Source organism: Citrobacter sp. CK202, assembly GCF_030333225.1.
GTDB lineage: Bacteria > Pseudomonadota > Gammaproteobacteria > Enterobacterales > Enterobacteriaceae > Citrobacter_B > Citrobacter_B koseri.
In genome coordinates, this window is record NZ_JAOWGI010000020.1 from 81,515 (window position 1) to 105,620 (window position 24,106).

Below are 24,106 nucleotides of genomic sequence, written 5' to 3' on the forward strand. Positions count from 1 at the left end.
TTCCTGAATTATTTGGCGATCTTAGGGCTGGCGAAGAGCACGCCCAGCGCGCATACAAGAGAACCGGCAAACACGCTGATCAGATACCCTGTGACATTTGTCGCCAGCGGCCATCCCCAGATGGCAGGCAACGGCAGCGATTGCTTCACGCCGAGTGCGATAGCAATAAGCGCGCCGGACATCGCGCCGACCATAAAGACCGGAATCAGGCGTGGATTTTTCAGGATGAAAGGAATGGCGCCTTCTGAAATGCCAATGAATCCCAGCAGTAAAGACGTACCGCCGACGGTTTTTTCTTCGCTGCTAAACACGTTGGGCAGGCCAAAACGGTTATTCAGCAACGCCGCCAGGCCGACGCCGATAGATGGAATGACGATCGCCAGCTCTCTGGCGGTTAAATCGAAGGTTTCGCTGACGCCGTTAAGCCCCAGTGCCACCGAACCAGCGGCTTTATTGATGGGGCCGCCGAGGTCGAAGGCCGTCCCTGCGGCGATCATCATGGCGTAAAAACCGCGCCCGGTGTCGCCAGCGGAGGTGAAAAACTCGACCATCGCCTGGTTGATTGCGCCAAAGAAGGGGTTGATCAGGTACTGCATAACGATGACGAGCGTAATGCCGGTACACAGCGGCACGATAAGCATCGTTTTAATGGTGGTAAGCTGGGCGCGAACGTTAATGGTATTGTTGAGCCACTGCACCAGATGACCGACAAAAAAGCCGATGGCGATGGCGCCGAAGAAGCCTGAAGGCATAAAACCGTCGAGATCAAAAAAGCGTTTATAGACCTCGTCGGACATAATGCCGCCGATAAGTCCGGGGATCAGCGCAGGTTTACCGGCAATAGAGAACGCGAGGTACATGGCAAAAACCGGGTACATGAACTTGATCACCATAAAGCCCAGTTTATCCAGCACCTCGAACGGCGTACCGGCAATTGGAATGAACTGCCCGGTTATTTTGGCGACCGCCATCAGTAATCCGCCGAGGACGACGACCGGGAGCATATAGCTGATCGCCGCCATAATATGGCCGATGAAGATCTGCCAGGCGGAGCGAGCCTCTTCCTGTTCTTCACACGCGGCCGTTACGGTTTTATCCATCGCCAGCGCCTGACGCAGGTAACGATCGGTATTTTTGATCAGTTCCTGAGTGCGTATTTTGAGATGAGGAACGTTATCGAATCGTTCAGCGTCCTGGATGGGAACATCGATTGCCAGAATGACGGCATCTGCGCTGGCAATATCTTGCCGGGAAAGCTTGTTTTTGACGCCATCGCTTCCTTGTGTTTCCACTTTGACGATGACGTTATTTTCTTCTCCCCACGCTGCAATTTTGTTGGCAGCCATAAAGGTATGAGCGATGCCGGTCGGGCATGCCGTTATCGCGACGACTTTTTGCCTTGTCATTGTAAAACCCCTAACAATAGAATTGCAGAAATTATAAAGAGAAATAAAAAAGGCAATAAAATGTTTGATGGTACTAATTGCGTATCACCATACCTGTTGAATAGAGTGTGATTCGCATTCCAGTGTTATAAATACGATATTGATAGAATATATTATATTCGTAGGTTAAGGGTGGGTTTTATGAATTCCTTTCAGGGTAGTGAAAGATTAATATTTGAGTATATTCAGTGTCATGCTCATGAAATATCGGGTATTTCAGCTAAGGTGATTGCGAGCGAAACATTCACCACTACAACATCCGTTAATCGGGTGTGTAAAAAAATGGGATACCGGAGCTATACCGAGCTACGGTATCAGTTTTCTCGCGACAGGTTAATAGCCGAACCCGTAAGATATGTTGTTGGTGATGAAAAAGAAGAGACCATTACACAACTGTGCAACATACTGGTTAATTCCAGCCATATCTTCTTATATGCGCGCGGCGCGTCATTGACCAGCCTGAATTATTTGTCGCGTTTTTTGTCGCTGGCGAGCTTACCGCACCTCATTCTCAATGATGTTCATCAGCTGACGCGTGTCTCTAAAGGTACGCTGGTGTTGATCAGCAAATCGGGTGAAACGGCGTCGTTAGTCGAAATGGCGCGAAACGCGTTACGTAAGGGATTAAAAATCATTGCGATTACAAAACGAGAATCCACGTTAGCGACGATTTCAACATTATGCTGGCCTCTGGATATTGATATTGACGCAATCTCGTTATATCAACGAGAAGGCCAGCTGGAACTGCTGACGGTAGTAGACCGCATCGGATGTTATCTGCTGCAATACGATGCGGCATAGCGCGTTAAAGCTGTTTTACGATACCAAGACGTACGGCGTAATCATTTTCATGATGACCGTCGTCATTGATATAGGTTTTATCAAGAGAGACCAGCTCGACGTACGGCGTCCAGCCATCGTCCAGTTTGTAGTTGAACGCGAGGGTATGTTCCCAGTAAGTATCGTCGCCCGTCCCCTGATCAACGCCATCCTGATAGCGGAAACGGGGGTTATAAGACATGCCAAAGTTACCAATATTGTAGGCAAACCATATATCGAACTGATGAGATTCACGACGTGTATAACCGCTGCCGTCTAACTCTCTGTCGCTGTGCGCATCGTTCACCGTGTTGTAACGATAACGGGCGGAAAGGTTAAGGCCATTATCGAAGGATTTCCAGCCCTGAATAAAAGGGCGATAATGGGTATTACTGGACGTAAATACGGTGACCATCCCCGGTGCGACCGAGTAACCGTCACCTAAATCAAAGCGCCAGCGAGTTTCTATTTCCTGGGCCGCTTCGGTCACGCCTTTATCATCGGAACTGTAGCGATCGGTATCGCCAAAAAACGTATCGTTATGGTTTTGCGCAGCTTCAACGGAGAAATAAAAACCATTGTCGGCCTGGTGCATGACTTTAATTCTGGAATCATTAGCTTCTGAATTGGTATTATGACCAAAACGCAAATCAACAGAGGTATTACCGCACCATCCCTGGCTGCTAATGAGTAAAGCTGAAAGTAAACTTAACTTAATAAGAGGTTTATTCATGATATCCTGCCGGTTATATGATAAGTGTCAGTGGCAGGTCTATTTTTGTTTTATTCTTTAGCGCGTGTAAATTTTATGATGGTACATTCTAAGTATCACTATACGCGGCATTTTTTTACGTTGTCAGAAAGACGGAGAAAATATCTGTGGGCTGAATAATCCGGGATACAGACAGGTCTGTCCGTATCCCGTTGTGATTACTTTTGCAACCACCAGACGGCCTCAAACGGGCGTAACGTCATGGCGGCAGGGCGGGTGGCAACCTCGTCGTAGTTGTGCATCAGCGCCTGCCAGTTTCCTTCGTGATGCTCTGGCAACCAGGCCTGACAGGCGTTGCTCAGGTTGGCGACCACCAGTAGCCGCTGCCCCTGCCATTCGCGGCGATAGCACCATACATGCGGGCTGTCCGGCAGCAGATCCTGATAATTCCCCCAGGTTAAGACCGGCTCTGTTTTGCGCAAGGCAATCAGTCTTTGATAGGTGTAGAACACCGAGTCTTCATCATTTAGCGCCGCCGCCACGTTGATGTCCGCATAGTTATCGCAGAGGTTGATCCACGGCTCGCCTTGCGTAAACCCTGCATTCGCGCTGCTATCCCACTGCATGGGCGTGCGGCTGTTATCGCGGGATTTGCTGGCAAGAATAGCCAGTAAATCATTGGCTTCCCGGCCCTGGGCGCGCAGCCCGGCAAACATGTTGTGGCTTTCCACGTCACGGTAATCGGTGATGTGGGAGAAATGCGGGTTCGTCATGCCAATTTCTTCGCCCTGGTAGATATAGGGCGTACCCTGCATACCGTGCAGCACCATCGCCAGCATCTTCGCCGCCGGAACCCGCAGTTCGCCTTCGTCGCCAAAGCGCGACACGATACGCGGCTGATCGTGGTTACACCAGAACAGGGCATTCCAGGCAACGTTATGCATCCCCTGCTGCCAGTGGCGAAACAGTGCTTTTAGCGCCACGTAATCCGGCTTTGCCAGCGTCCATTTCTCGCCGCCGGGATAATCGACTTTCAGATGATGGAAGTTAAAGGTCATCGACAGTTCGCTGCCATCGAGAGCGGCATACCGCTGACAGTTTTCCAGGGTGGTGGATGACATTTCGCCCACCGTCATCAGGTTACGCGGAGTAAAAACGTCACGGTTCATCTCGTGCAAGAACTCATGCGCGCGCGGCCCGTCGGTGTAAAAGCGGCGACCATCGCCGTCCAGATCGTTCGGGAAACGCTGATCTTTGGAGATGAGGTTCACGACATCCAGGCGCAGCCCGTCCACGCCGCGATCGGCCCAGAATTCACACACTTTTTTCAGCTCAGCGCGTACCGCCGGATTTTCCCAGTTCAGGTCGGCCTGTTCCGGGGCGAAAAGGTGCAGGTAATACTGTTCGCTCTGGGCATGCCAGCGCCAGGCGCTACCGCCAAATTTGGAGCGCCAGTTATTGGGCGGCGCATCCGGCGTACCGTCGCGCCAGATATAAAACTCCCGGTGCGGACTCTCTTTATTCAGCGCGTTATGGAACCAGGCATGCTGCGTGGAGGTGTGGTTAAACACCATATCCAGAATAATGCGGATGCCGCGCGCTTTGGCCTGCGCCGCCAGTTCGTCAAAATCATCCAGCGTGCCGTAGGCCGGGTCGATGGCGGTGTAGTTCGCGACGTCGTAGCCGTTATCAATCTGCGGTGAAACATAGAATGGCGTCAGCCAGATAGCATCCACCCCCAGTTTTTGCAGGTAATCAAGACGCTGCGTAACGCCGCGTAAATCGCCGGTTCCGCTGCCGGTCGTGTCCTGAAAACTTTTGGGATAGATCTGGTAAATAACGCCGTTTTGCCACCAGTGGGGAAGGGTATTCATGCTTGTAACCTACATATGCGATGGGGCGCAACTGCGCCCCGAAGAAGAATCAGACAATCTGCAACGTGCCCTGACGGTATTTACGCTGATAGATAACGGAAGTCAGCACGATTGGGATGACGACCGCGATCGCCATCGCCATGCTAAACACCTGCCAGTAGCTCGGCTGGATAGAAAGGATGCCCGGCAAGCCGCCGACGCCGATCCCGTTCGCCATGACGCCGTTCAGGCCGCATAACAACCCGGCGAGGCCAGAGCCGATCATGGCGCACAGCATCGGGAAGCGGTATTTCAGGTTGATGCCGTACATCGCCGGTTCGGTCACGCCGAGGTAGGCGGAGATGGCGGCCGGAACGGAAATTTCGCGTTCGTTGTGCTTACGGCTGGAGATAATAATGCCCACCACAGCGGAAGCCTGGGCGATATTCGACAGCGCAATCAACGGCCATACCGGCGTACCGCCCATGCTCTGAATCATCTGCATATCGATAGCCAGCGTAGTCTGATGTACGCCGGTAATGACCAACGGAGCATACAGGAAGCCGAATAGCGCCGCGCCGACAGGGGCGAAACTCCCGGTCATCAGATGGCGCACCGCAAAGGCCACGCCATCGCCAATCATGCGGCCAAACGGGCCGATAAAGGCGTGTGCGAGAAAGACCGCGAGGATCAACGAGCATACCGGCACCACCACCAGATAGAGGTAATCCGGCACGATGCGCTTCATGCGCGTTTCAATAAAGCCGAGCGCCAGACCCGCCAGCAATGCCGGGATGACCTGCGCCTGATAGCCGACTTTCGCAATGCTGAACATGCCGAAGTCCCACACTTCAGGAGCCTGCTGGCCCAGCAGATAGGCGTTCATCAACTGCGGCGACACCAGCGTTACGCCGAGTACGATACCGAGGATCGGCGTGCCGCCCATTTTCTTCACCGCAGACCAGCAGATCCCGACCGGCAGGTAGAAGAAGATCGCTTCGCCGATCAGCCACAGGAAGTCGTAGATCGTTTTCAGCGCGGGATGCATCTGCGCCAGCGTCTGGCCGTTGCTCATCGGCAGATCGCCGATCACGTTGCGAAAACCTAAGATCAGACCGCCGCTGATCAGCGCAGGCAGCAGCGGGAAGAAGATCTCAGCGAAGTGGGAGATCAACTGCTCGTGCCATTTCATATTCTGCCGCGCGGCTTTTTTAGCCTGCTCTTTGTCGGCGTGCGCCTGACCGGTGGTCGCCAGCAGCGCGTTGTAGTAGTCGCCAACGTCAGTGCCAATCACCACCTGGAACTGCCCGGCGTTGGTGAAGCAGCCTTTAACCATCGGTAATTGTTCAATTTCTTTCGGTCTGGCATTTGCTGGCTGGTTCAGCACAAAGCGCAGGCGAGTAATGCAGTGGCTCACCGTGGCGATATTGTCTCGCCCGCCGACCAGTTCAATCAGCTGGTCTATATCAGCTTGTTTTACTTTGCTCATCATAAAGCCCCGTGGCAGATGAAATGTGTCCCTGTAAGCCGGATGATAAGACGCTTTAGCGTCGCCATCCGGCAGCTCTTACGTTGTTGGCGCAAGAGTATATCTTCGGTGAATATTAAAAAATGGGAACGTTCCCGAAACGCAGCGAAGATCACAAATTACCGTTCAGAAAAGAATCAGGAGAGGGTAGACGGAATGACGATCTGGCGGGGATCGCTGCGGCCGTTGATTTGCTCGATCAGCTGTAAGGCCGCTTGTTTCCCGGCTTCAGCGTAACCGGGATCAACCGTGATAATCTCCGGGTGGAGAAATTTCATCAGCGGCGTGTTCCCGACGCTCGCCAGTTGCAGAGAATCGATACGCTGTTCCTGTAAATATTTACTGGCGCCCAGCGCCAGCGTATCGGTCGCGCAGACCAGCGCGCTGGTGTCTGGTGTAATGACATCCGCAGCGTGCTCATAGCCTTGTTTCATCGCCAGGCCAGGCAGAGCGGCGACAGGGTGCAGTTTATTTTTTTTGCAGAAACTCAGATAGGCTTCGTGACGGCGCTTACCGGTCGTGACGTCGCTGTGAGGCACGCCGAGAAAGCTGATCGCCCGATGTCCCTGGTCATACAGACGCTGCATTAAGGTATGGATAGCGCCTTCGTCGTCATAGCACACCGACGCAAAACCACTGGCGTCCCTTGCCAGCAGCACCAGCGAGGCCTGCCAGGGCGCAAGCATCTCCTCGCAAATACCGGTAAAACCGAACAGCACCACGCCGTCAATATTACGCCGTCTGAGCATCCCCAGGTGTTCTTCTACCAGTTCTGGCGAGAACTGACTCTCCATCATGATGGGATCGTAACCCTGCTCGTAAAATGCGGGCAGCATGGTCTGGACGGCGAGGTTTTCTGACAGGGAATCCAGACGGGTAACGATAATGGCGACCACTTTATCACTTTGCCCGCGCATGGCGCGTGCGGAACGGGAAGGGGAAAAACCATGTTGATTCATTACGGCTTCCACACGTTCACGAGTCCGTTCACTTACCCCGCTTTCGTTGTTGAGCACACGGGAAACGGTGGATTTCCCTACGCCGCTTAAGCGGGCAATGTCTTTAATGGTCAGCCGATTCTGCATCCTGTTTTCCCGTGGTGCGCATCAAGTTGTGTCAAAAAGAGTAACTTTACTCAAGCCAGGGGCAATGGGTAAAGTCTGGTTTATACGCTTCATCCTTCAAGCTAAATGTTTTTGTGTATACGTTTGGTTTAATTACACGGCGGTATCATACCGCCATAATTGCCACAAACCTTATGGTTTTCTGCGTATAATGCGCGGCGCCAATCATTCACTTACCGGAGGCTGCATGGATCCCGAACCCACCCCTCTCCCGCGATGGAGAAATAGCCCTTTCCGGTAAGCCTGTTTTTCACTGTCTTACCGGATACGTAAGGCAGTGACGTTCCCGACGTCCCTGTTATCGCTTTAAATTATCGTCAGGTAAGGCTTTGCCGCGCCTGAGAGATGTTTCTGCGCCGCTTTTTCGGCGCGGAGGGACTGCTTATGCTGAAAAATATCACCCGCGAGCTGTTTGCCCGCCTTAACCGTCATTTACCTCATCGTCTGGTGCATCGTGACCCTCTGCCCAGTGCGCAGAGCGTTGCGAATACTCCGATTCCCCCGTCATTGAGCGATCGCTGCCTGAAAATGGCGGTGATGGAAGAAGCGGCGCTTTGGCGCGCATTCGATGCGCATCCTGAGGGGCTGAATGTCGCAGAGGTGGAGGATGCGCGCGAGAAATACGGTGAAAATCAGCTGCCCACACAGAAGCCGACTCCGTGGTGGAGACACCTGTGGGTCTGCTATCGCAACCCTTTCAATATCTTGCTGACCATTCTCGGCGTCATCTCCTATGCCACGGAAGATCTGTTTGCCGCAGGCGTTATTGCGCTGATGGTCGGGATTTCGACGCTGCTGAATTTTGTGCAGGAAGCGCGTTCGACCAAAGCGGCAGATGCGTTGAAGGCGATGGTCAGCAATACCGCTACGGTGCTGCGCGTTATCAATGAAAAAGGCGAGAACAGCTGGGTTGAGCTGCCCATCGACCAACTGGTGCCGGGCGATATTATCAAGCTGGCGGCGGGCGATATGATCCCGGCGGATTTACGCGTTATTCAGGCGCGCGATCTGTTTGTTGCGCAGGCTTCGCTCACGGGCGAATCTCTGCCGGTAGAAAAAGTGGCGACAACCCGCGACCCTAAGCAAAGCAATCCGCTGGAATGCGACACGCTGTGCTTTATGGGCACCAACGTGGTGAGCGGAACGGCGCAGGCGATTGTCATTGCAACGGGCGGCGAGACCTGGTTTGGTCAACTGGCTGGCCGCGTGAGCGAGCAGGAAAGCGAGCAAAACGCGTTTCAGAAAGGCATCAGCCGCGTCAGTATGCTGTTGATCCGCTTTATGCTGGTCATGGCGCCTATCGTGTTGATCATTAACGGCTATACCAAAGGCGACTGGTGGGAAGCGGCGCTGTTTGCGCTCTCGGTCGCGGTAGGGCTGACGCCGGAAATGCTGCCGATGATTGTCACCTCCACGCTGGCGCGCGGGGCGGTGAAACTGTCGAAGCAAAAAGTCATTGTTAAGCACCTGGACGCCATTCAGAACTTCGGCGCGATGGATATTCTCTGCACCGACAAAACCGGCACGCTGACTCAGGATAAAATTGTGCTGGAGAACCATACGGATGTCTCCGGCAAGCCCAGTGAACGCGTGCTGCATTCCGCCTGGCTGAACAGCCACTACCAGACCGGGTTGAAAAATCTGCTGGATACCGCAGTGCTGGAAGGCGTGGATGAAGAGTCTGCGCGTCAGCTCTCCGGGCGCTGGCAGAAAATTGATGAGATCCCGTTTGATTTTGAGCGTCGCCGGATGTCCGTAGTGGTGGCGGAAGAAGCCGATGTGCATCAACTGGTGTGCAAAGGCGCGTTGCAGGAGATCCTCAGCGTCTGCACCCAGGTGCGCCACAATGGCGATATTGTGCCGATGGATGACAACATGCTGCGCCGGGTGAAGCGCGTAACGGATACGCTGAACCGCCAGGGGCTGCGCGTGGTAGCCGTTGCCACGAAGTATCTGCCTGCGCGGGAAGGGGATTATCAACGCATTGATGAGTCTGACCTGATCCTCGAAGGCTACATTGCGTTTCTCGATCCGCCGAAAGAGACGACCGCTCCGGCGCTGAAGGCGCTGAAAGAGAGCGGCATTACCGTGAAGATCCTCACTGGCGACAGCGAACTGGTGGCGGCGAAAGTATGCCATGAAGTCGGGCTTGATGCGGGCGATGTGGTGACTGGCAGTGATATCGAAGGGCTGAGCGATGATGAACTGGCGGAACTTGCCGCGCGCACCACGCTGTTTGCCCGCCTGACGCCGATGCACAAAGAGCGCATCGTCACACTGCTGAAACGCGAAGGGCATGTGGTTGGCTTTATGGGCGATGGCATCAATGATGCTCCGGCATTGCGTGCGGCAGATATCGGCATTTCCGTTGATGGCGCCGTGGATATTGCCCGCGAAGCTGCGGATATCATCCTGTTGGAAAAGAGCCTGATGGTGCTGGAAGAGGGCGTTATCGAAGGGCGTCGCACGTTCTCCAACATGCTGAAATACATCAAAATGACCGCGAGTTCTAACTTTGGTAACGTCTTTAGCGTGCTGGTGGCGAGCGCATTCTTGCCCTTCCTGCCAATGCTGCCGCTGCACTTACTGATTCAGAACCTGCTGTACGATGTATCCCAGGTGGCGATCCCGTTTGATAACGTGGATGACGAGCAGATCCAGAAGCCGCAACGCTGGAATCCCGCCGATCTGGGGCGTTTTATGATCTTCTTCGGGCCAATCAGTTCGATTTTCGACATCCTGACCTTCTGCCTGATGTGGTGGGTATTCCACGCGAATGTGCCGGAAGCGCAAACTCTGTTCCAGTCGGGTTGGTTTGTCGTCGGGCTGTTATCGCAAACATTGATTGTGCATATGATTCGCACGCGCCGCGTACCGTTTATTCAGAGCCGCGCCGCATGGCCGCTGATGCTGATGACGCTGGTGGTGATGGTGGTGGGTATCGCGCTGCCGTTCTCGCCGTTGGCGGGCTATCTGCAATTACAGGCGCTGCCGCTGAGCTACTTCCCGTGGCTGATCGCTATTCTCGCGGGTTATATGACATTGACACAATTAGTGAAAGGTTTTTATAGCCGTCGTTACGGCTGGCAATAATCCAGAATAATGGCTGCTGCGGCAGCCATTACGCTTTTCTATACTCCGTAAATATATCCTCACGAAAGTTCCTGTTTTATTTTTTTTGAAATACTAAAGAGTGTGACGGATCACAATTTTACTCCTCTTTCAGACATCTTTTTATCAGGAAAAAGACCTTCATTGCAAAAATGAAACAGCGTGCTAAAAATATTTCCATTCAGTCATATTTTATGAACATAATTATCGTAATACTTTCTTACATGCGTTGGCCTGCGCAGGCTACGCTGTAAAAGGTCATATATAACTGTAAGTTAAGCCCGGCACTCTTTTATCCTGTCAGTTAGCGCTATTCATGGCATTTTTTAAACTGCCAGCGAACCCTATAAAGATCGCCAGGATTTGATTAAACGGATTCAGGATATGAAGTAATACCTCTGGCGGGGTAAGGACTTTATCCGCCTGAACCTAAAGATTAATTCAAGGGGACGACCATGGGTGAATTTTATTCGTCGGTAATGGATTTGTTTTACCGAATCTCAATGTGGGTTGCCGGATTGGCGCTGTTGATTATGGTGGCCGTTATTCCCGTCGGGATATTTGCGCGCTATGTGATGAACAGCGCGCTGTCATGGCCGGAACCGGTCGCTATTCTTTGCATGGTGACATTCACCTTTGTTGGCGCCGCGGTGAGCTATCGCGCGGGTTCCCATATTGCCGTCAGCATGGTGACCGACCGCCTGAGCGAGGGCGCGCAACGAATCTGTTTTATCGTGGCGGATCTGATGCTGATGGCCGTCAGCCTGTTTATCCTCTGGTACGGCTCCCTGCTGTGCTACGACCTGTGGGAACAGCCGGTGGCGGAATTTCCTCTGTTATCAGCGGGAGAGAACTACCTGCCGTTGCCTGTCGGCTCTGCCATCACGCTGCTTTTCATTATCGAGAAAATTTTCCGTGGTTCGCAGTATCAACGTCCTGTCGTCATGCTGGGCTCAACCCATTAATGCGCGACCCCATTTCATAAAGGAAAGCAGATGGATGCATTTATTCTCGTCTTTACGCTCGGCATTATGCTGGCGATTGGGGTGCCGGTAGCATACGCGGTGGGCATTAGCGCGATCATTGGCGCCTGGTATATCGACATTCCCCTGGAAGCGGTCATGATCCAGCTCACCAGCGGCGTGAACAAATTTTCGCTGCTGGCGATCCCATTTTTTATTCTGGCGGGGGCGATTATGGCGGAGGGCGGTATTGCGCGTCGCCTGGTGAACTTCGCCTACATCTTTGTCGGCTTTATACGCGGCGGGCTGTCGCTGGTGAACATTGTGGCGTCTACCTTTTTTGGCGCGATTTCCGGCTCGTCCGTCGCGGATACGGCGTCTATCGGCTCGGTGATGATCCCGGAGATGGATAAAAAAGGCTATCCGCGTGACTTCGCGGCGGCGGTCACCGCCAGCGGCTCCGTACAGGCGATCCTGACGCCGCCCAGCCACAACTCGGTGATTTATTCGCTGGCGACGGGCGGTACGGTGTCGATTGCCGCGCTGTTTATCGCCGGCATTCTGCCGGGGCTGCTGTTAAGTTTTACCCTGATGGTGATGTGCGTCGGTTTTGCCCATAAGCGCGGCTATCCGAAAGGCGAGCGGGTGCCGTTTCGCCAGGCGTTGAAGATTTTTGTCGATACGCTGTGGGGGCTGATGACGGTTGTCATCATCATGGGCGGGATTCTCTCTGGCATCTTCACCGCGACGGAATCGGCGGCGATCGCCTGTCTGTGGGCCTTCTTCGTCACTATGTTTATCTACCGCGACTACAAATGGTCTGAACTGCCGAAGCTGATGTACCGCACGGTAAAAACGGTCACCATTGTGATGATCCTGATCGGGTTCGCCGCCGCATTCGGCGCCATCATGACCTACATGCAGCTGCCGATGCGCATTACCGAGGCGTTCACCAGTATTTCAGATAACAAGTACGTCATCCTGATGTGCATTAACATTATGCTGCTGCTGATCGGGACACTGATGGACATGGCGCCGCTGATCCTGATCCTGACGCCTGTTCTGCTGCCGGTCACTACGGCATTGGGTATTGATCCGGTGCATTTCGGCATGATCATGCTGGTGAATCTTGGGATCGGCCTGATTACGCCGCCGGTGGGATCGGTGCTGTTTGTTGCCAGTGCGGTGAGTAAGCAGAAAATAGAGCAGGTGGTGAAGGCGATGCTGCCGTTCTACGCGGTACTCTTCCTGGTGTTGATGTTAGTGACCTATATTCCGGCGATCTCGCTGTTTCTGCCGAAACTGTTTGGGGTGATGTGATAAATGCCCGGTGGCGCTGGCGCTTACCGGGCCTACAAACGGCACTGTCGTAGGCCGGATAAGGCGGAGCCGCCATCCGGCGCAGACATATTTTTAAGGAGACTTAGCGGCGAACAGCGATCGCTTCGATCTCGATTTTTACGTCTTTCGGCAGACGCGCAACTTCAACGCATGAACGTGCCGGGAAGGTCGCATTATGCTCGGTGAAGAACGCTTCATAGGTCGCATTCACGGTCGCGAAGTCGTTCAGGTCTTTAACGAACACGGTTGTTTTCACGATGTCGCCCACTTTCAGGCCTGCGGCTTCGACGATAGCTTTTACGTTTTCCAGCGACTGGCGCGCCTGAGCGGACACGTCATCCGGTACGCTGCCGGTTTTTGGATCAACCGGGATCTGACCGGAAGTGATGATCATGCTGCCCAGGTCAACGCCCTGAACGTATGGGCCGATAGCTGCGGGTGCATTTTCCGTCGCGATAGTTTTGCTCATGATTTCTCCTGAATTACAGCGGTAAATTAGGTACAGGCCATTATAGGGAGCCGGATAACCATTACCAACCTCAATTAGTTGGCCAGCACCACATAATGCGAAAACTCTTTTTCGCAGTATTTACATTTGAGCGCAATGTCATCTGTGCGTTTTTTCACTGCAAAACTGGATGAAACCGGCTCAGCATGACTGATGCAGTTACTGTTCGGGCAAACCAGCACGTTGTCGATGCGATCCGGCAGGCTCGGGCGCGATTTGCCCACCACATCATAGTTGTCGATGCGGTTTACCGTTGCCTGCGGCGCGTACAGGGAGAGCTGGTTAACCTGTTCTTCGGTCAGGAAAGTGTTCTCGATTTTAATCAGGTCCTTACGACCCATCTCGCCGGACGGCAGGTTAAGGCCGATGGTGATGCGCTGATCGGTCTCGGTCAGTTTGAACAGCGTCAGTAACTTAAAGCCAACCTGCGCGGGAATGTGGTCGATTACGGTGCCACGTTTGATCGCTTCAACCTGTAGTTTATTGTCGTGTGTCATCTCTTTTCCCCTTACAGTGCCAGATCGCTATTCAGAACCAGTGCCAGTAACGCCTGGCGAGCGAAAATACCGTTTCCTGCCTGCTGGAAGTACCAGGCGTGCGGCGTTTTATCTACGTCGGTGGTGATCTCATCAATACGCGGCAGCGGATGCAGAACCTTCATGTTTTCACGCGCGCCGTTCAGGTCGCTGGCGCGCAGGACAAACTGCGCTTTGACGTTGGCGTATTCGGACGGGTCCAGACGCTCTTTCTGCACGCGGGTCATATACAGAATATCCACTTCCGCCATCACCTCTTCGATGGCGCTGTGCAGACTCCAGGCAATGCCTTTCTCATCCAGCATATCCAGAATGTATTGCGGCATCGCCAGCGCGTCCGGCGCGATAAAGTAGAAGCGGTTGCCGTCAAACTTCGCCAGCGCCTGCGTCAGTGAGTGTACGGTTCGGCCATATTTCAGGTCGCCGACCATGGCGATGTTCAGATTGTCCAGGCGGCCCTGGGTTTCCTGAATGGTAAACAGATCCAGCAGCGTCTGGGTCGGATGCTGGTTTGCGCCGTCGCCGGCGTTCAGTACCGGCACGTTGCCGGAGAACTCGGTCGCCAGACGCGCTGCGCCTTCCTGTGGGTGACGCATCACAATCGCGTCCACATAAGTGCTGATAACGGAGATGGTATCCGCCAGCGTCTCGCCTTTTTTGCCCAGCGACGTGTTAGCGCTGTCGGAGAAGCCCACCACGCTGGCGCCGAGGCGGTGCATCGAGGTTTCAAACGACAGGCGGGTGCGTGTGGATGCCTCGAAGAAGCAGCTGGCGATCACTTTATGCTTCAGCAGCTCCGGCTGTGGATTGGCTTTTAATTTCGCCGCCGTCGCCAGAACCAGATTGAGGTCATCGCGGCTGAGGTCGTTTATGGAAATGATGTGTTTTTGGTATAGCGGGTTAGCCATGTTTATCTCCTGACGCCTGGGCAAAAAAAAAGCCCCTCAATGAGGGGCCTGGAATAGGTGAGCAACGGGAAGAAAAACGGCAGTCCAGCGTCTGTTTTCAGACGCGGTAAGACAGAATGTCGTACACACTGAACCATACTTCCTCCCGGCAAATTGTCCGCGATTATACTCAGCTATGTTATGGGATCAAGCGATTAATGCACATTTTATTCATCGCAAACGGTTCTCATGAATAAGAATTCATTTTTAATAAATAATTAATTTGCTTGTGAACAAGCCCGGTGCGCTGTACGACCCGTGGCGCGACCCAGACGATACTGCTGCCCGCGATCACACCTAAAATTTCCGGCAGGGCGTGATAATCCAGGATTCTGGCAACGGCGCGGCCATAACCGGCCACCGTGTGGATAAGGATAAATTCGCTATTGTGTTCCACGCTGACCACCATCTCGGATATCGATCGCGCAGCGTCAGGAGCGGGGCGCAATTGCGGATTTACGGAATAAATTTTTTGTCCCTTTGTATTTCTTATTTTTATGACGCCGAGCAGTTTCAACAGACGTGAAACGGTCGACTGGCTGATGCCTTCGAAGCCGTGGTTTTGCAGATCGCGACGTATTTCCTCCTGGGATAAGTAACTTTTTTCTGTAATCAGGCGCTGACATACCGCCAGTTGCTGCTGTTCTTTGGCGGAGCAATCATTGTATTCCTTCATATATGCACCTTGCTTTGTCATTGATATCAATGGACTAGCGAAATTCATCCTGTTTGTCACATTGATAACGAATCAACCGGTCGGTTTTGCAGGAAAGTGAGAAGCCAGTCAAAAAAGAAAGCGTATTGGCTGCGTTCGTTTGCCGGATGGCGGCGCTAAAGCGCCTTATCCGGCCTACGGAATGCGTAACCTGTAGGCCGGATAAGCGAAGCGCCATCCGGCGGGAGTTACAGCATTGCGCCAACGCTCAAAACAGCCATATTCAGTAGCGTCAGGATCAGCAGCAGCGGCGCGACCCACTTCAGATACCGCACATACGGCACACGCGCAATCGCCAGACCTCCCATTACGACCGCCGACGTCGGCGTAATCAGGTTCACAATCCCGGACGCCGATTGATACGCCGTCACCACCAGATCCCGTTGCACATGGGCGAAGTCCGCTAACGGCGCCATGATCGGCATGGTCAACACCGCCAGACCAGAGGAAGAGGGCACCAGGAATGAGAGCAATACTTCCAGCCAGTAAGTGACATTGATAAAAATGGTGGTGGACAAGCCAGATACCAGATTTTCCGCGCTGTGCAAAATGGTATGCGTAATCATGCCATTATCCATCACCACCACAATGCCGCGTGCAATACCGATAATCAGCGCCACGCCAAGCAGATCCCGCGCGCCGTCGATAAACGTACTGGTGAACGCCTCTTCGCTCATCCTGGCGATAACGCCGACGATAATCGCGGACGCCAGGAAAACGCCGGAAATTTCTGCCATCCACCAGCCGAGAACCGCGACGCCGTAAATCATCACGGCAAAGGCGGCGGCGAAAATCAGCAAGATCCATTTGCGGGTTGCGGTGAACTCCAGCAGCGTGCTGGAACGGTTGCCAAGAAAGTGAGCGCGGTTCTCCTCCATCTTATCCGCCACGATAGATAACTCCGGGTTGCTGCGCACTTTGCGGGCATAGCGCATCACCCAGACCACGCAAATAACATAGCCAACGACCAGCAGAATGATGCGTAACAGCATACCCTGAGTGAACGGGATTCCGGCGGCGTTGGCGGCAATCACCGTGGCAAAAGGGTTGATGGTCGAACCGAGTGTGCCAATACCTGCGCCGAGCAGCACGGTGGCGGCCGCGACCAGCGGATCGAATCGAGCGGCCATCATCACCGGAACCAGCAGCGTGTAGAAGGGGAGTGACTCTTCCGCCATCCCGTAAATCGTCCCGCCTGCGGCAAAGAGTCCCATCAGTATGGGGATCATCCACTCCTCTTTGCCGTTGAGCCGTACCGTGACGCGTTCAATACCCGCATCGATTGCACCGGTTTTGTTCACCACGCCGAGAAAGCCGCCGATGATTAGTACAAACAGCGCCACATCGATTGCGCCTGCGGTATAGGTTTCGTGGTTGTAGAGGCCGTCAATGGGGGCCAACAGTACGGCGGTAATCCCTTGCGGATGCGACTCGGCAGGAGCATAGGTGCCCGCGACCGGAACCTCTTTACCCAACGTGGGGTTCATCGCCATCTGGTATTTGCCCGCCGGGACAATCCAGGTCATCACAGCGACCAGTGCGATAAGAATAAACAGGATGGTATACGCGCTGGGAAATTTAAATTTGCCCATGGTGTTCTCTCCAGATAACACGGGCATGTGTCGTCAGGCGGCACATGCCCGGAGGGGTTAGTCGCCGAGCGTCGCCACCATGACCGCTTTAATGGTGTGCATACGGTTTTCCGCTTCGTCAAACACGATGGAGTGGGCTGACTCGAACACCTCTTCCGTCACCTCCAGTCCTTTCAGGCCATAGGCGGCCTCGATTTCGCGGCCCACTTTGGTGTGCTCGTTGTGGAAGGCGGGCAGGCAGTGCATAAACTTCACGTTGGGGTTGCCGGTGGCGTTGATGACCTGCTGGTTGATCTGGTAGGGCTTCATCAGGCTGACGCGCTCCGCCCACGCCTCTTTTGGTTCGCCCATCGACACCCAGACATCGGTATAGAGGAAATCCACGTCATAAACGCCTTCCTCCACGTCCTCGGTTAGCGTAATGCGCGCGCCGGTGACGCTGGCGATGTCGCGGCACTGCGCCACCAGTGCGTCGTCCGGCCAGAAGGATTTCGGCGCGACCAGGCGGATGTCCATCCCCATTTTTGCCGCGCCGACCATAAGCGAATTGCCCATGTTATTGCGGGCGTCGCCGAGGTAAGCGAAGCTGAGTTCAGGCAGCGTTTTGCCCGGCGCATGTTCCAGCATGGTCATCAGGTCGGCGAGGATCTGCGTAGGGTGAAATTCATCGGTCAGGCCGTTCCACACCGGTACGCCCGCGTACTGCCCCAGTTCTTCAACGATCTGCTGACCAAAACCGCGATACTCAATGCCGTCATACATCCGGCCCAGCACGCGGGCGGTATCTTTCATGGATTCTTTATGCCCAATCTGCGAGCCGCTTGGCCCGAGATAGGTCACCTGTGCGCCCTGATCGAATGCGCCGACCTCAAACGCGCAGCGGGTGCGGGTGGAGGTTTTTTCGAAAATTAGCGCGATGTTTTTACCGACCAGCGTTTGCTTCTCGCGTCCGGCTTTTTTTGCCGCTTTCAGCTCGATGGCCAGATCGATCAGGTACTGGATCTCCGTCGGAGTGAAGTCGAGCAGTTTAAGAAAGTTGCGATTTTTCAGTGAAGTAGCCATTACAGTGTCCTTGTTAAAATGAATTACCTGATGGCGCTGCGCTTATCAGGCCTACGGTTATGCGCGTGCTGTAGGCCGGATAAGGCACCGCCGCCATCCGGCAGAAATCGCCTTATGCGTCGTAATCGACGGTTTCGGGTCGAATCAGAGTGCCTTTGTCACCGCTGAGAATGGCCGGGCCGTCGGCCAGTGAACCGATACCGGCAATCCCCTGGCAGTGGCTGACAAACTCGGCGCAGGCGGTGACTTTCGGCCCCATCGAACCGGCATCGAACTGCATTTCGCTGAGCAGTTCCGGCGTTACCTGAGCCAGCGGGCGTTGGGTTGGCTTGCCCCAGTCGAGGTACACCGCGTCGGCATCAGTCAGGATCAGCAGCGCGTCCGCGTGGATTTGACTGGCGAGCAGAGCGGCAGAGAGGTCTTTGTCGATCACCGCTTCAATGCCATGAAAACCATCGGCTTTTTCCACTACCGGCACGCCGCCGCCGCCGTTGCAGATCACGAGATGGTCGCGGGCGATCAGGGCGCGGATCGCGTCGCTCTCAACGATGCGTTTGGGCTGTGGCGAAGGCACTACGCGGCGAAACGCTTTTCCGTCGGCTTTGAAAATCCAGCCTTTTTCCGCCTGTAGCGCGTTGGCCTGGGCGCCGTCATAAACCGGGCCGATATATTTGGTTGGGTTGCGGAATGCCGGATCGTCGGCGTCCACCTCCACCTGAGTAAGCAGGACGCTGATTTCACGTTGCGGAAGCTGATTTTTCAGCGACTGTTGCAGCATGTAGCCGATCATCCCCTGGCTTTCCGCGCCGAGAATATCGAGCGGGTAGGGGGTGACGCGGTCATAGGCGCTGTTCTGCAACGCCAGCAGGCCAACCTGCGGGCCGTTGCCGTGTACCAGCACCACGCGCCACTGTTGCGTCAGTTGGGCGATGGTTTTTGCCGCCAGATCGATGTTTTTGCGCTGGATATCCGCTTCCAGCGGTTCGCCGCGTTTGAGCAGCGCATTGCCGCCCAGTGCGACAACCAGAGTGGGTTTGTTGTCCATAATCGCTTCCTTAAATGCCGTCGCGTTCCAGCGGGCAGCTCATGCAGCGCGCGCCGCCGCGTCCGCGTCCCAGTTCATCGCCAGGAATGGGCAGAACGGTGATGCCCGCTTTGTCGTATTTTTCGTTGGTCCAGATGTTGCGCTCGTAGCCGACCACCACACCGGGGCGCAGGGTGAGAACGTTGTTGGCGTCATTCCACTGCTCACGTTCGGCTTCGAAGGCATCGCCGCCAGTGGTGATCAAACGCACCTGATCAATGCCGAGGGCTTTTTCGATGGCGTGTACCAGCGTGCTTTCCTGGGTACGCTTCAGCCCGCCGCGCCCGTCCGGTGTTAAGGTCCAGCACTGGACGTCCGGGCGAACCACTTCCGGGTAGACGGAGAAGGTGTCGATGTCGATATGGGTCATGACGGTATCGAGGTGCATGCAGGAACGGTGTTTTGGCAACTCAACGGCGATGACGCTCTCGGCCTGGCGATGTTTAAACAGTGACTGGGCGAGGAACTCGATCCCCTGCGGGGTGGTACGTTCAGACATGCCAATCAGCACGGCGCCGCGACCAATAACCAGCACGTCCCCGCCTTCTAACGTGGCATGGTCGTAATTAATGTTTTCGTCGCCGAAATATTTAATAAATTCGCCATCTGCAAATTGTGGATGCCAGCGATAAATCGCCCGCAGATTATTGGTTTCACGCTGGCGCGCTGTTTTTGCCATTGGGTTGATCGACACGCCGTTATATATCCAGCATGAGGTGTCGCGGGTAAATAAGTGATTGGGTAATGGCTTCATAATAAAGTCATTAATATCGTGTGTATCAACCACCATATTTTTAATCGAGGCGGGAATTTCGCCATATGTCAGCCCACCGCTTAAATGGCGCGCTAATTCCCGATGCGGCATATCCGCCAGCCAGGTACGAATATCCGCCGCGAACGTCGGGCCCAGGCGATAGTCGGAGATTTGTGTTTCCAGCAGCCAGGTTTTGGCTTCGAGAACATCCAGTGTTTGCGTCAGCAGGTCGGTTAGCAGCAACACCTCTATGCCTTGTTGGCGTAACGTATTAGCGAAAATATCGTGCTCTTCGCCTGCGCGTTCCACCGACAGAACGTCATCAAAAAGCAGCTCCTGGCAATTTGATGGCGTCAGTCTTTTCAGACTGAGATTAGGGCGGTGTAACATCACACTACGTAATTGACCGATTTCAGAACCGACATAATGTTTTTCCATCACGATACCTTTTACTCAATTTTCAGGAATAAAGAAGTGGTGGCTGCAAATAATTAAATTGTTTGCAGTCATTACTGTTCAGCTAATTTTCGGAAATCATCATTGATTCTAATTCGGTCTGATAATGTGATGTGTTTCACATCAGAGGGGATATTTAATTTTTCTTATTTAATATATGAGCGAGGTCAGAGAAATTGAAAAATAAAGAGAGTAATAACTGAATTACTACGCAATAAAATGTCTTGTTATTCTTTCTTGTTAATTATTTGTAGATAATCTAAATTTATTATTTAATTCTATCCTGTTGATTTTATAGTGTTTTATTTTTGTCTGTGCATAGGTATGCGGGAGGGTTATTTTATTATTTTTACCTTAACGTAAATCATAAAATAACTATGGTGATAAATGCAGGTTATGCAGGGAAAAGGAAGTGTGATCAACAAGGTGTTTTTCTAATAAACCCTTTTATAACAGCATATTACGGTTTTTACTGTAAAGTGGAGGGGGAAAGTTATGCAAAGGATATGCATAATCTTCGATGACGATTAACAGTCGGACAACATCTTCAGCGATAAACATGCGCTGACGCAAAACATCGTGAAATAGAAGTGGTATGGCAGCGGTTTTTTTCGTATAACCATAAAAATGAAACGATGTTTTATTTAAGGAGTCTATGATGATCGTTGGCAATATCCACAATCTGCAACCCTGGCTGCCGGACGTGCTGCGTCAGGCCATTGAACATATTAAAGCGCATGTGACGGATGAAACGGCAAAGGGCAAGCATGATATCGACGGCAATCGCCTGTTTTATCTGGTTTCGGAAGACATGACCGAGCCGTTTGAAAAGCGTCGTGCGGAGTATCACGCGCGCTATCTCGATATTCAGATCGTATTAAAGGGGCAGGAAGGAATGACCTTCAGCACCCAGCCTGCGGGCGCGCCGGAAACTGACTGGCTGGCGGATAAAGACATCGCGTTTTTGCCTGAAGGGGCAGAGGAGAAAACGGTGATCCTTAATGAAGGCGATTTCGTGGTCTTTTACCCGGGGGAAGTCCATAAGCCGCTGTGCGCCGTAGGGGCGCCAGCTCAGGCACGCAAAGCGGTCGTTAAGCTGCTGGTCGAGTAAGTTGTATTGCCGGGTGGCGACGCAAAACGTCTTACCCGGCCTACGGGAGCACGATCTGTAGGCCGGATAAGACGTAATCGTTATTTCGCCAGCGTTGCCACCATCACCGCTTTGATGGTGTGCATCCGGTTTTCCGCCTGGTCAAACACGATGCTGGCCGGAGATTCAAACACCGCATCGGTCACTTCCATCCCGTCGTGCAAACCGAACTCTTCGGCCATTTTCTTGCCAAGCGTGGTCTGATCATCGTGGAATGCGGGCAGGCAGTGCAGAAACTTCACCTGAGGATTACCGGTCTGCGCCATCATTGCGCTGTTTACCTGATACTGACGCAGCAGTGCGATACGCTCCGCCCATTTCTCTTTTGCTTCACCCATCGACACCCATACGTCGGTATAGATAAAGTCCGCGCCTTTCACGCCCGCTGCGATATCTTCAGTCAGCGTAATATCGCCGCCGTTCTTTTGCGCCAGCGCTTTGCACTCTGCGACCAGGCTTGCTTCCGGCCAGCAGGCCTGCGGAGCCACCAGACGTAAATCCAGCCCTGTCAGCGCGGCGGCTTCCAGCATGGAATTTCCCATGTTGTTACGCGCATCGCCAGCGTAAACCAGGGTCATCTCATTGAAGGCTTTGCCCGGCAGATGTTCCTGCATGGTCAGCAAATCCGCCAGCAGCTGCGTGGGGTGAAACTCGTTGGTCAACCCGTTCCACACGGGAACGCCTGCATATTCCGCCAGCGTTTCGACCACTTCCTGGCCGTGGCCGCGGTACTGAATACCGTCATACATGCGTCCCAGCACGCGGGCGGTGTCTTTAATTGACTCTTTATGCCCAATCTGGCTGCCGCTTGGCCCAAGGTACGTTACGCGAGCGCCCTGATCGTATGCGGCAACTTCGAAAGAGCATCGGGTGCGGGTCGAGTCTTTTTCGAAGATGAGCGCGATGTTTTTGCCGGTCAGTCTGGCGACTTCTACGCCGTTTTTCTTGTCGGCTTTCAGTTTGGCGGCGAGTTGCAGCAGAGCGGTGAGTTCAGCGGAGGTGAAATCGAGTAATTTCAAAAAATGTTTCTGATAAAACGTAGACATGGTTCCCTCACATGGCAAAGGCCATTTGTTGAATTAAAATTCAATTTATATGGATGGTTATGCATTTGCAACCCCATTTAACAAATCTTTCCTGGAAAGGTGGAGGCAATGACAGCGGTGTGTGACAATAAGAGTATCGGCAGGACATTTATGAGGAACGAGCCATGGCAAACCCGGAACTACTGGAAGAGCAGCGTGAAGAGACGCGTCTGATTATTGAAGAATTACTTGAAGATGGCAGTGATCCAGATGCGCTGTACACTATCGAGCATCACTTTTCCGCTGACGACTTCGAAACGCTGGAAAAAGCAGCCGTAGAAGCGTTCAAACTCGGTTATGAAGTGACCGAGCCGGAAGAGCTGGAAGTGGAAGAAGGCGATACGGTGATTTGCTGCGATATCCTCAGCGAATGTGCGCTGAATGCCGATCTGATTGATGCTCAGGTTGAACAACTGATGAACCTGGCTGAGAAATTTGACGTGGAATATGACGGCTGGGGTACGTACTTCGAAGATCCGAACGGCGAAGAGGGTGAAGACGGCGACGATGAAGATTACGTCGACGAAGACGATGACGGCGTACGCCACTAACTCAGAAGCAGAATGTTTGCATAAATTGCCGGATATGGCGTCGCCTTATCCGGCCTGTGGGTGACTTACAGCGTTTTCAGCATGCGGACTTCGCAGTCAACATGCCCGGTGCAGCCCAGCGGTTCGCTGATATGCTCAAATCCCAGATGTTCATACAGGCCAATCGCTTCGCGTAAGGATGCGGTGGTTTCCAGGTAGCAGCGTTTAAATCCCTGCTCACGCGCGTGCTCCAGCGCCATCAGCGCCAGTTTCTTCGCCAGCCCCTGGCCGCGTACCGTCGGCAAAAAGTACATTTTTTGCAGTTCACAGATATCCGGTTCGCTACAGCCTAACGGCGCCACGCCGCCGCCGCCCACCACCTGACCGTTCTGCTCGACGACCCAATAGGCCGCGCCTGGCTGACTGTAAACCTGGAACAATTCATCCAGATTAGGATCGGCAACCGTATAGCCTTTATCAGCGGTCAGGCCGTATTCAGCGGAAACCTGGCGGATGACGCGGGCGATGGCGGCGTTATCGTCAGCGGTAATACGGCGTAGCGTAAGGGGAAATAGCGTAGAACTCATTTTATTACTCAATTAAATGATAAATTATCATAGTTATATTTGATACCACCCTCTTTTCGAACATGCAAGACTGTTATTCTCTCTGAGAAAAATTTTTATCATTAACCTGCTGTTTTCGTTGCATTGCTCAAGTTTTATTATTTGAGTTTATCTTAATTTTTCTCCCGGAGTAAAACGCGATTATATTATTTACCAGGGTGATGAG

At 53.3% G+C, this 24,106-nt stretch carries 24 protein-coding genes; 8 read left to right on the plus strand and 16 right to left on the minus strand.

Features of this window, described 5'->3' with window-relative positions; genetic code table 11:
- Positions 1-8 precede the first annotated feature (8 nt).
- Positions 9-1,406: a PTS fructose transporter subunit IIC gene (locus OGX84_RS04000; protein ID WP_115182056.1), complete on the minus strand. Its 1,398-nt coding sequence runs from the start codon at positions 1,404-1,406 to the stop codon at positions 9-11.
- A gap of 180 nt (positions 1,407-1,586) precedes the next feature.
- On the opposite strand from OGX84_RS04000, the gene OGX84_RS04005 reads away from it, so the two are divergent.
- Positions 1,587-2,246, plus strand: a complete 660-nt coding sequence (locus OGX84_RS04005) for a MurR/RpiR family transcriptional regulator (protein ID WP_012134352.1) — start codon at positions 1,587-1,589, stop codon at positions 2,244-2,246.
- Positions 2,247-2,250: 4 nt separating this feature from the next.
- Here the strand turns inward: OGX84_RS04005 and OGX84_RS04010 are convergent, their stop codons facing one another.
- The 4 genes from OGX84_RS04010 to treR all read right to left on the minus strand — a co-directional run bounded on the left by OGX84_RS04010 (position 2,251) and on the right by treR (position 7,442).
- Positions 2,251-2,997: an oligogalacturonate-specific porin KdgM family protein gene (locus OGX84_RS04010; protein ID WP_047459367.1), complete on the minus strand. Its 747-nt coding sequence runs from the start codon at positions 2,995-2,997 to the stop codon at positions 2,251-2,253.
- 197 nt (positions 2,998-3,194) lie between these two features.
- A complete protein-coding gene (gene treC / locus OGX84_RS04015) occupies positions 3,195-4,850 on the minus strand; it encodes an alpha,alpha-phosphotrehalase (RefSeq protein ID WP_012134350.1) in 1,656 nt (551 codons plus the stop codon).
- Positions 4,851-4,899: 49 nt separating this feature from the next.
- Positions 4,900-6,318: a PTS trehalose transporter subunit IIBC gene (gene treB, locus OGX84_RS04020; protein WP_024130770.1), complete on the minus strand. Its 1,419-nt coding sequence runs from the start codon at positions 6,316-6,318 to the stop codon at positions 4,900-4,902.
- Between the two features lie 176 nt (positions 6,319-6,494).
- The gene (gene treR / locus OGX84_RS04025) at positions 6,495-7,442 is read right to left on the minus strand and encodes a trehalose operon repressor TreR (RefSeq protein ID WP_012134348.1); all 948 of its coding nucleotides are present in this window, start codon (positions 7,440-7,442) and stop codon (positions 6,495-6,497) included.
- A 226-nt stretch (positions 7,443-7,668) separates the two neighbouring features.
- On the opposite strand from treR, the gene mgtL reads away from it, so the two are divergent.
- The 4 genes from mgtL (at position 7,669) to OGX84_RS04040 (ending at position 12,874) form a co-directional block, all read left to right on the plus strand.
- A complete protein-coding gene (mgtL, locus tag OGX84_RS22745; protein ID WP_223849130.1) occupies positions 7,669-7,722 on the plus strand; it encodes a mgtA regulatory leader peptide MgtL in 54 nt (17 codons plus the stop codon).
- 143 nt (positions 7,723-7,865) lie between these two features.
- Positions 7,866-10,574 (plus strand): magnesium-translocating P-type ATPase, encoded by a 2,709-nt coding sequence (gene mgtA / locus OGX84_RS04030; RefSeq protein WP_047463800.1) that lies wholly within the window; start codon positions 7,866-7,868, stop codon positions 10,572-10,574.
- 473 nt (positions 10,575-11,047) lie between these two features.
- A complete protein-coding gene (locus OGX84_RS04035; protein WP_012134344.1) occupies positions 11,048-11,557 on the plus strand; it encodes a TRAP transporter small permease in 510 nt (169 codons plus the stop codon).
- Between the two features lie 30 nt (positions 11,558-11,587).
- The gene (locus OGX84_RS04040) at positions 11,588-12,874 is read left to right on the plus strand and encodes a TRAP transporter large permease (protein ID WP_047459361.1); all 1,287 of its coding nucleotides are present in this window, start codon (positions 11,588-11,590) and stop codon (positions 12,872-12,874) included.
- Positions 12,875-12,977: 103 nt separating this feature from the next.
- On the opposite strand, the gene ridA is transcribed toward OGX84_RS04040, so the two are convergent.
- The 4 genes from ridA to pyrL all read right to left on the minus strand — a co-directional run bounded on the left by ridA (position 12,978) and on the right by pyrL (position 14,984).
- On the minus strand, positions 12,978-13,364 hold the full coding sequence (gene ridA, locus OGX84_RS04045) for a 2-iminobutanoate/2-iminopropanoate deaminase (RefSeq protein WP_012134342.1): 387 nt from the start codon (positions 13,362-13,364) through the stop codon (positions 12,978-12,980).
- A 74-nt stretch (positions 13,365-13,438) separates the two neighbouring features.
- Complete coding sequence (pyrI, locus tag OGX84_RS04050) at positions 13,439-13,900, minus strand: aspartate carbamoyltransferase regulatory subunit (RefSeq protein WP_012134341.1); 462 nt, start codon at positions 13,898-13,900, stop codon at positions 13,439-13,441.
- Between the two features lie 11 nt (positions 13,901-13,911).
- Positions 13,912-14,847 carry an aspartate carbamoyltransferase gene (pyrB, locus tag OGX84_RS04055; RefSeq protein ID WP_012134340.1) on the minus strand — a complete coding sequence of 312 codons (936 nt, stop codon included), beginning with the start codon at positions 14,845-14,847 and terminating at the stop codon, positions 13,912-13,914.
- A 2-nt stretch (positions 14,848-14,849) separates the two neighbouring features.
- Entirely contained in the window at positions 14,850-14,984 is a 135-nt protein-coding gene (gene pyrL / locus OGX84_RS04060; RefSeq protein ID WP_024130768.1) for a pyr operon leader peptide, read from the minus strand.
- On the opposite strand from pyrL, the gene OGX84_RS04065 reads away from it, so the two are divergent.
- Positions 14,964-15,083 (plus strand): hypothetical protein, encoded by a 120-nt coding sequence (locus OGX84_RS04065; RefSeq protein ID WP_077956855.1) that lies wholly within the window; start codon positions 14,964-14,966, stop codon positions 15,081-15,083. The genes pyrL and OGX84_RS04065 overlap by 21 nt on opposite strands.
- Here the strand turns inward: OGX84_RS04065 and OGX84_RS04070 are convergent.
- The 5 genes from OGX84_RS04070 to arcA form a co-directional block, all read right to left on the minus strand.
- Positions 15,074-15,562, minus strand: a complete 489-nt coding sequence (locus tag OGX84_RS04070) for an arginine repressor (protein WP_024130767.1) — start codon at positions 15,560-15,562, stop codon at positions 15,074-15,076. The two genes, OGX84_RS04065 and OGX84_RS04070, sit on opposite strands and share 10 nt — an antisense overlap.
- A gap of 227 nt (positions 15,563-15,789) precedes the next feature.
- Entirely contained in the window at positions 15,790-17,193 is a 1,404-nt protein-coding gene (locus tag OGX84_RS04075) for a YfcC family protein (protein ID WP_024130766.1), read from the minus strand.
- Between the two features lie 57 nt (positions 17,194-17,250).
- A complete protein-coding gene (gene argF, locus OGX84_RS04080) occupies positions 17,251-18,255 on the minus strand; it encodes an ornithine carbamoyltransferase (protein WP_012134335.1) in 1,005 nt (334 codons plus the stop codon).
- Positions 18,256-18,367: 112 nt separating this feature from the next.
- Positions 18,368-19,300, minus strand: coding sequence for a carbamate kinase (arcC, locus tag OGX84_RS04085; RefSeq protein WP_112001298.1), 933 nt, complete (start codon positions 19,298-19,300; stop codon positions 18,368-18,370).
- A gap of 10 nt (positions 19,301-19,310) precedes the next feature.
- A complete protein-coding gene (gene arcA / locus OGX84_RS04090) occupies positions 19,311-20,531 on the minus strand; it encodes an arginine deiminase (RefSeq protein WP_112001297.1) in 1,221 nt (406 codons plus the stop codon).
- A gap of 676 nt (positions 20,532-21,207) precedes the next feature.
- Here arcA and OGX84_RS04095 point away from each other — a divergent pair.
- Positions 21,208-21,660, plus strand: a complete 453-nt coding sequence (locus OGX84_RS04095) for a YhcH/YjgK/YiaL family protein (protein ID WP_112001296.1) — start codon at positions 21,208-21,210, stop codon at positions 21,658-21,660.
- An 80-nt stretch (positions 21,661-21,740) separates the two neighbouring features.
- Here OGX84_RS04095 and argF (OGX84_RS04100) read toward each other — a convergent pair whose 3' ends face one another.
- Complete coding sequence (gene argF / locus OGX84_RS04100) at positions 21,741-22,745, minus strand: ornithine carbamoyltransferase (protein WP_112001295.1); 1,005 nt, start codon at positions 22,743-22,745, stop codon at positions 21,741-21,743.
- Between the two features lie 164 nt (positions 22,746-22,909).
- Here argF (OGX84_RS04100) and rraB point away from each other — a divergent pair, with 164 nt between their 5' ends.
- Entirely contained in the window at positions 22,910-23,335 is a 426-nt protein-coding gene (gene rraB / locus OGX84_RS04105; RefSeq protein WP_047459344.1) for a ribonuclease E inhibitor RraB, read from the plus strand.
- 65 nt (positions 23,336-23,400) lie between these two features.
- Here the strand turns inward: rraB and OGX84_RS04110 are convergent, their stop codons facing one another.
- Positions 23,401-23,901 carry a GNAT family N-acetyltransferase gene (locus OGX84_RS04110; RefSeq protein WP_058668485.1) on the minus strand — a complete coding sequence of 167 codons (501 nt, stop codon included), beginning with the start codon at positions 23,899-23,901 and terminating at the stop codon, positions 23,401-23,403.
- Positions 23,902-24,106 lie beyond the last annotated feature (205 nt).

Coding starts and splice junctions, on each gene's coding strand:
- treR (WP_012134348.1), bottom strand. CDS start 7,442: ATGCAGAATCGGCTGACCATTAAAGACATTGCCCGCTTAAGCGGCGTA.
- treB (WP_024130770.1), bottom strand. CDS start 6,318: ATGAGCAAAGTAAAACAAGCTGATATAGACCAGCTGATTGAACTGGTC.
- mgtA (WP_047463800.1), top strand. CDS start 7,866: ATGCTGAAAAATATCACCCGCGAGCTGTTTGCCCGCCTTAACCGTCAT.
- OGX84_RS04035 (WP_012134344.1), top strand. CDS start 11,048: ATGGGTGAATTTTATTCGTCGGTAATGGATTTGTTTTACCGAATCTCA.
- rraB (WP_047459344.1), top strand. CDS start 22,910: ATGGCAAACCCGGAACTACTGGAAGAGCAGCGTGAAGAGACGCGTCTG.
- pyrB (WP_012134340.1), bottom strand. CDS start 14,847: ATGGCTAACCCGCTATACCAAAAACACATCATTTCCATAAACGACCTC.
- OGX84_RS04000 (WP_115182056.1), bottom strand. CDS start 1,406: ATGACAAGGCAAAAAGTCGTCGCGATAACGGCATGCCCGACCGGCATC.
- argF (WP_112001295.1), bottom strand. CDS start 22,745: ATGTCTACGTTTTATCAGAAACATTTTTTGAAATTACTCGATTTCACC.
- OGX84_RS04070 (WP_024130767.1), bottom strand. CDS start 15,562: ATGAAGGAATACAATGATTGCTCCGCCAAAGAACAGCAGCAACTGGCG.
- OGX84_RS04005 (WP_012134352.1), top strand. CDS start 1,587: ATGAATTCCTTTCAGGGTAGTGAAAGATTAATATTTGAGTATATTCAG.
- OGX84_RS04075 (WP_024130766.1), bottom strand. CDS start 17,193: ATGGGCAAATTTAAATTTCCCAGCGCGTATACCATCCTGTTTATTCTT.
- OGX84_RS04110 (WP_058668485.1), bottom strand. CDS start 23,901: ATGAGTTCTACGCTATTTCCCCTTACGCTACGCCGTATTACCGCTGAC.
- argF (WP_012134335.1), bottom strand. CDS start 18,255: ATGGCTACTTCACTGAAAAATCGCAACTTTCTTAAACTGCTCGACTTC.
- treC (WP_012134350.1), bottom strand. CDS start 4,850: ATGAATACCCTTCCCCACTGGTGGCAAAACGGCGTTATTTACCAGATC.
- arcA (WP_112001297.1), bottom strand. CDS start 20,531: ATGGAAAAACATTATGTCGGTTCTGAAATCGGTCAATTACGTAGTGTG.
- pyrI (WP_012134341.1), bottom strand. CDS start 13,900: ATGACACACGACAATAAACTACAGGTTGAAGCGATCAAACGTGGCACC.
- OGX84_RS04040 (WP_047459361.1), top strand. CDS start 11,588: ATGGATGCATTTATTCTCGTCTTTACGCTCGGCATTATGCTGGCGATT.
- ridA (WP_012134342.1), bottom strand. CDS start 13,364: ATGAGCAAAACTATCGCGACGGAAAATGCACCCGCAGCTATCGGCCCA.
- OGX84_RS04065 (WP_077956855.1), top strand. CDS start 14,964: ATGTCGTACACACTGAACCATACTTCCTCCCGGCAAATTGTCCGCGAT.
- OGX84_RS04095 (WP_112001296.1), top strand. CDS start 21,208: ATGATCGTTGGCAATATCCACAATCTGCAACCCTGGCTGCCGGACGTG.
- OGX84_RS04010 (WP_047459367.1), bottom strand. CDS start 2,997: ATGAATAAACCTCTTATTAAGTTAAGTTTACTTTCAGCTTTACTCATT.
- pyrL (WP_024130768.1), bottom strand. CDS start 14,984: ATGGTTCAGTGTGTACGACATTCTGTCTTACCGCGTCTGAAAACAGAC.
- arcC (WP_112001298.1), bottom strand. CDS start 19,300: ATGGACAACAAACCCACTCTGGTTGTCGCACTGGGCGGCAATGCGCTG.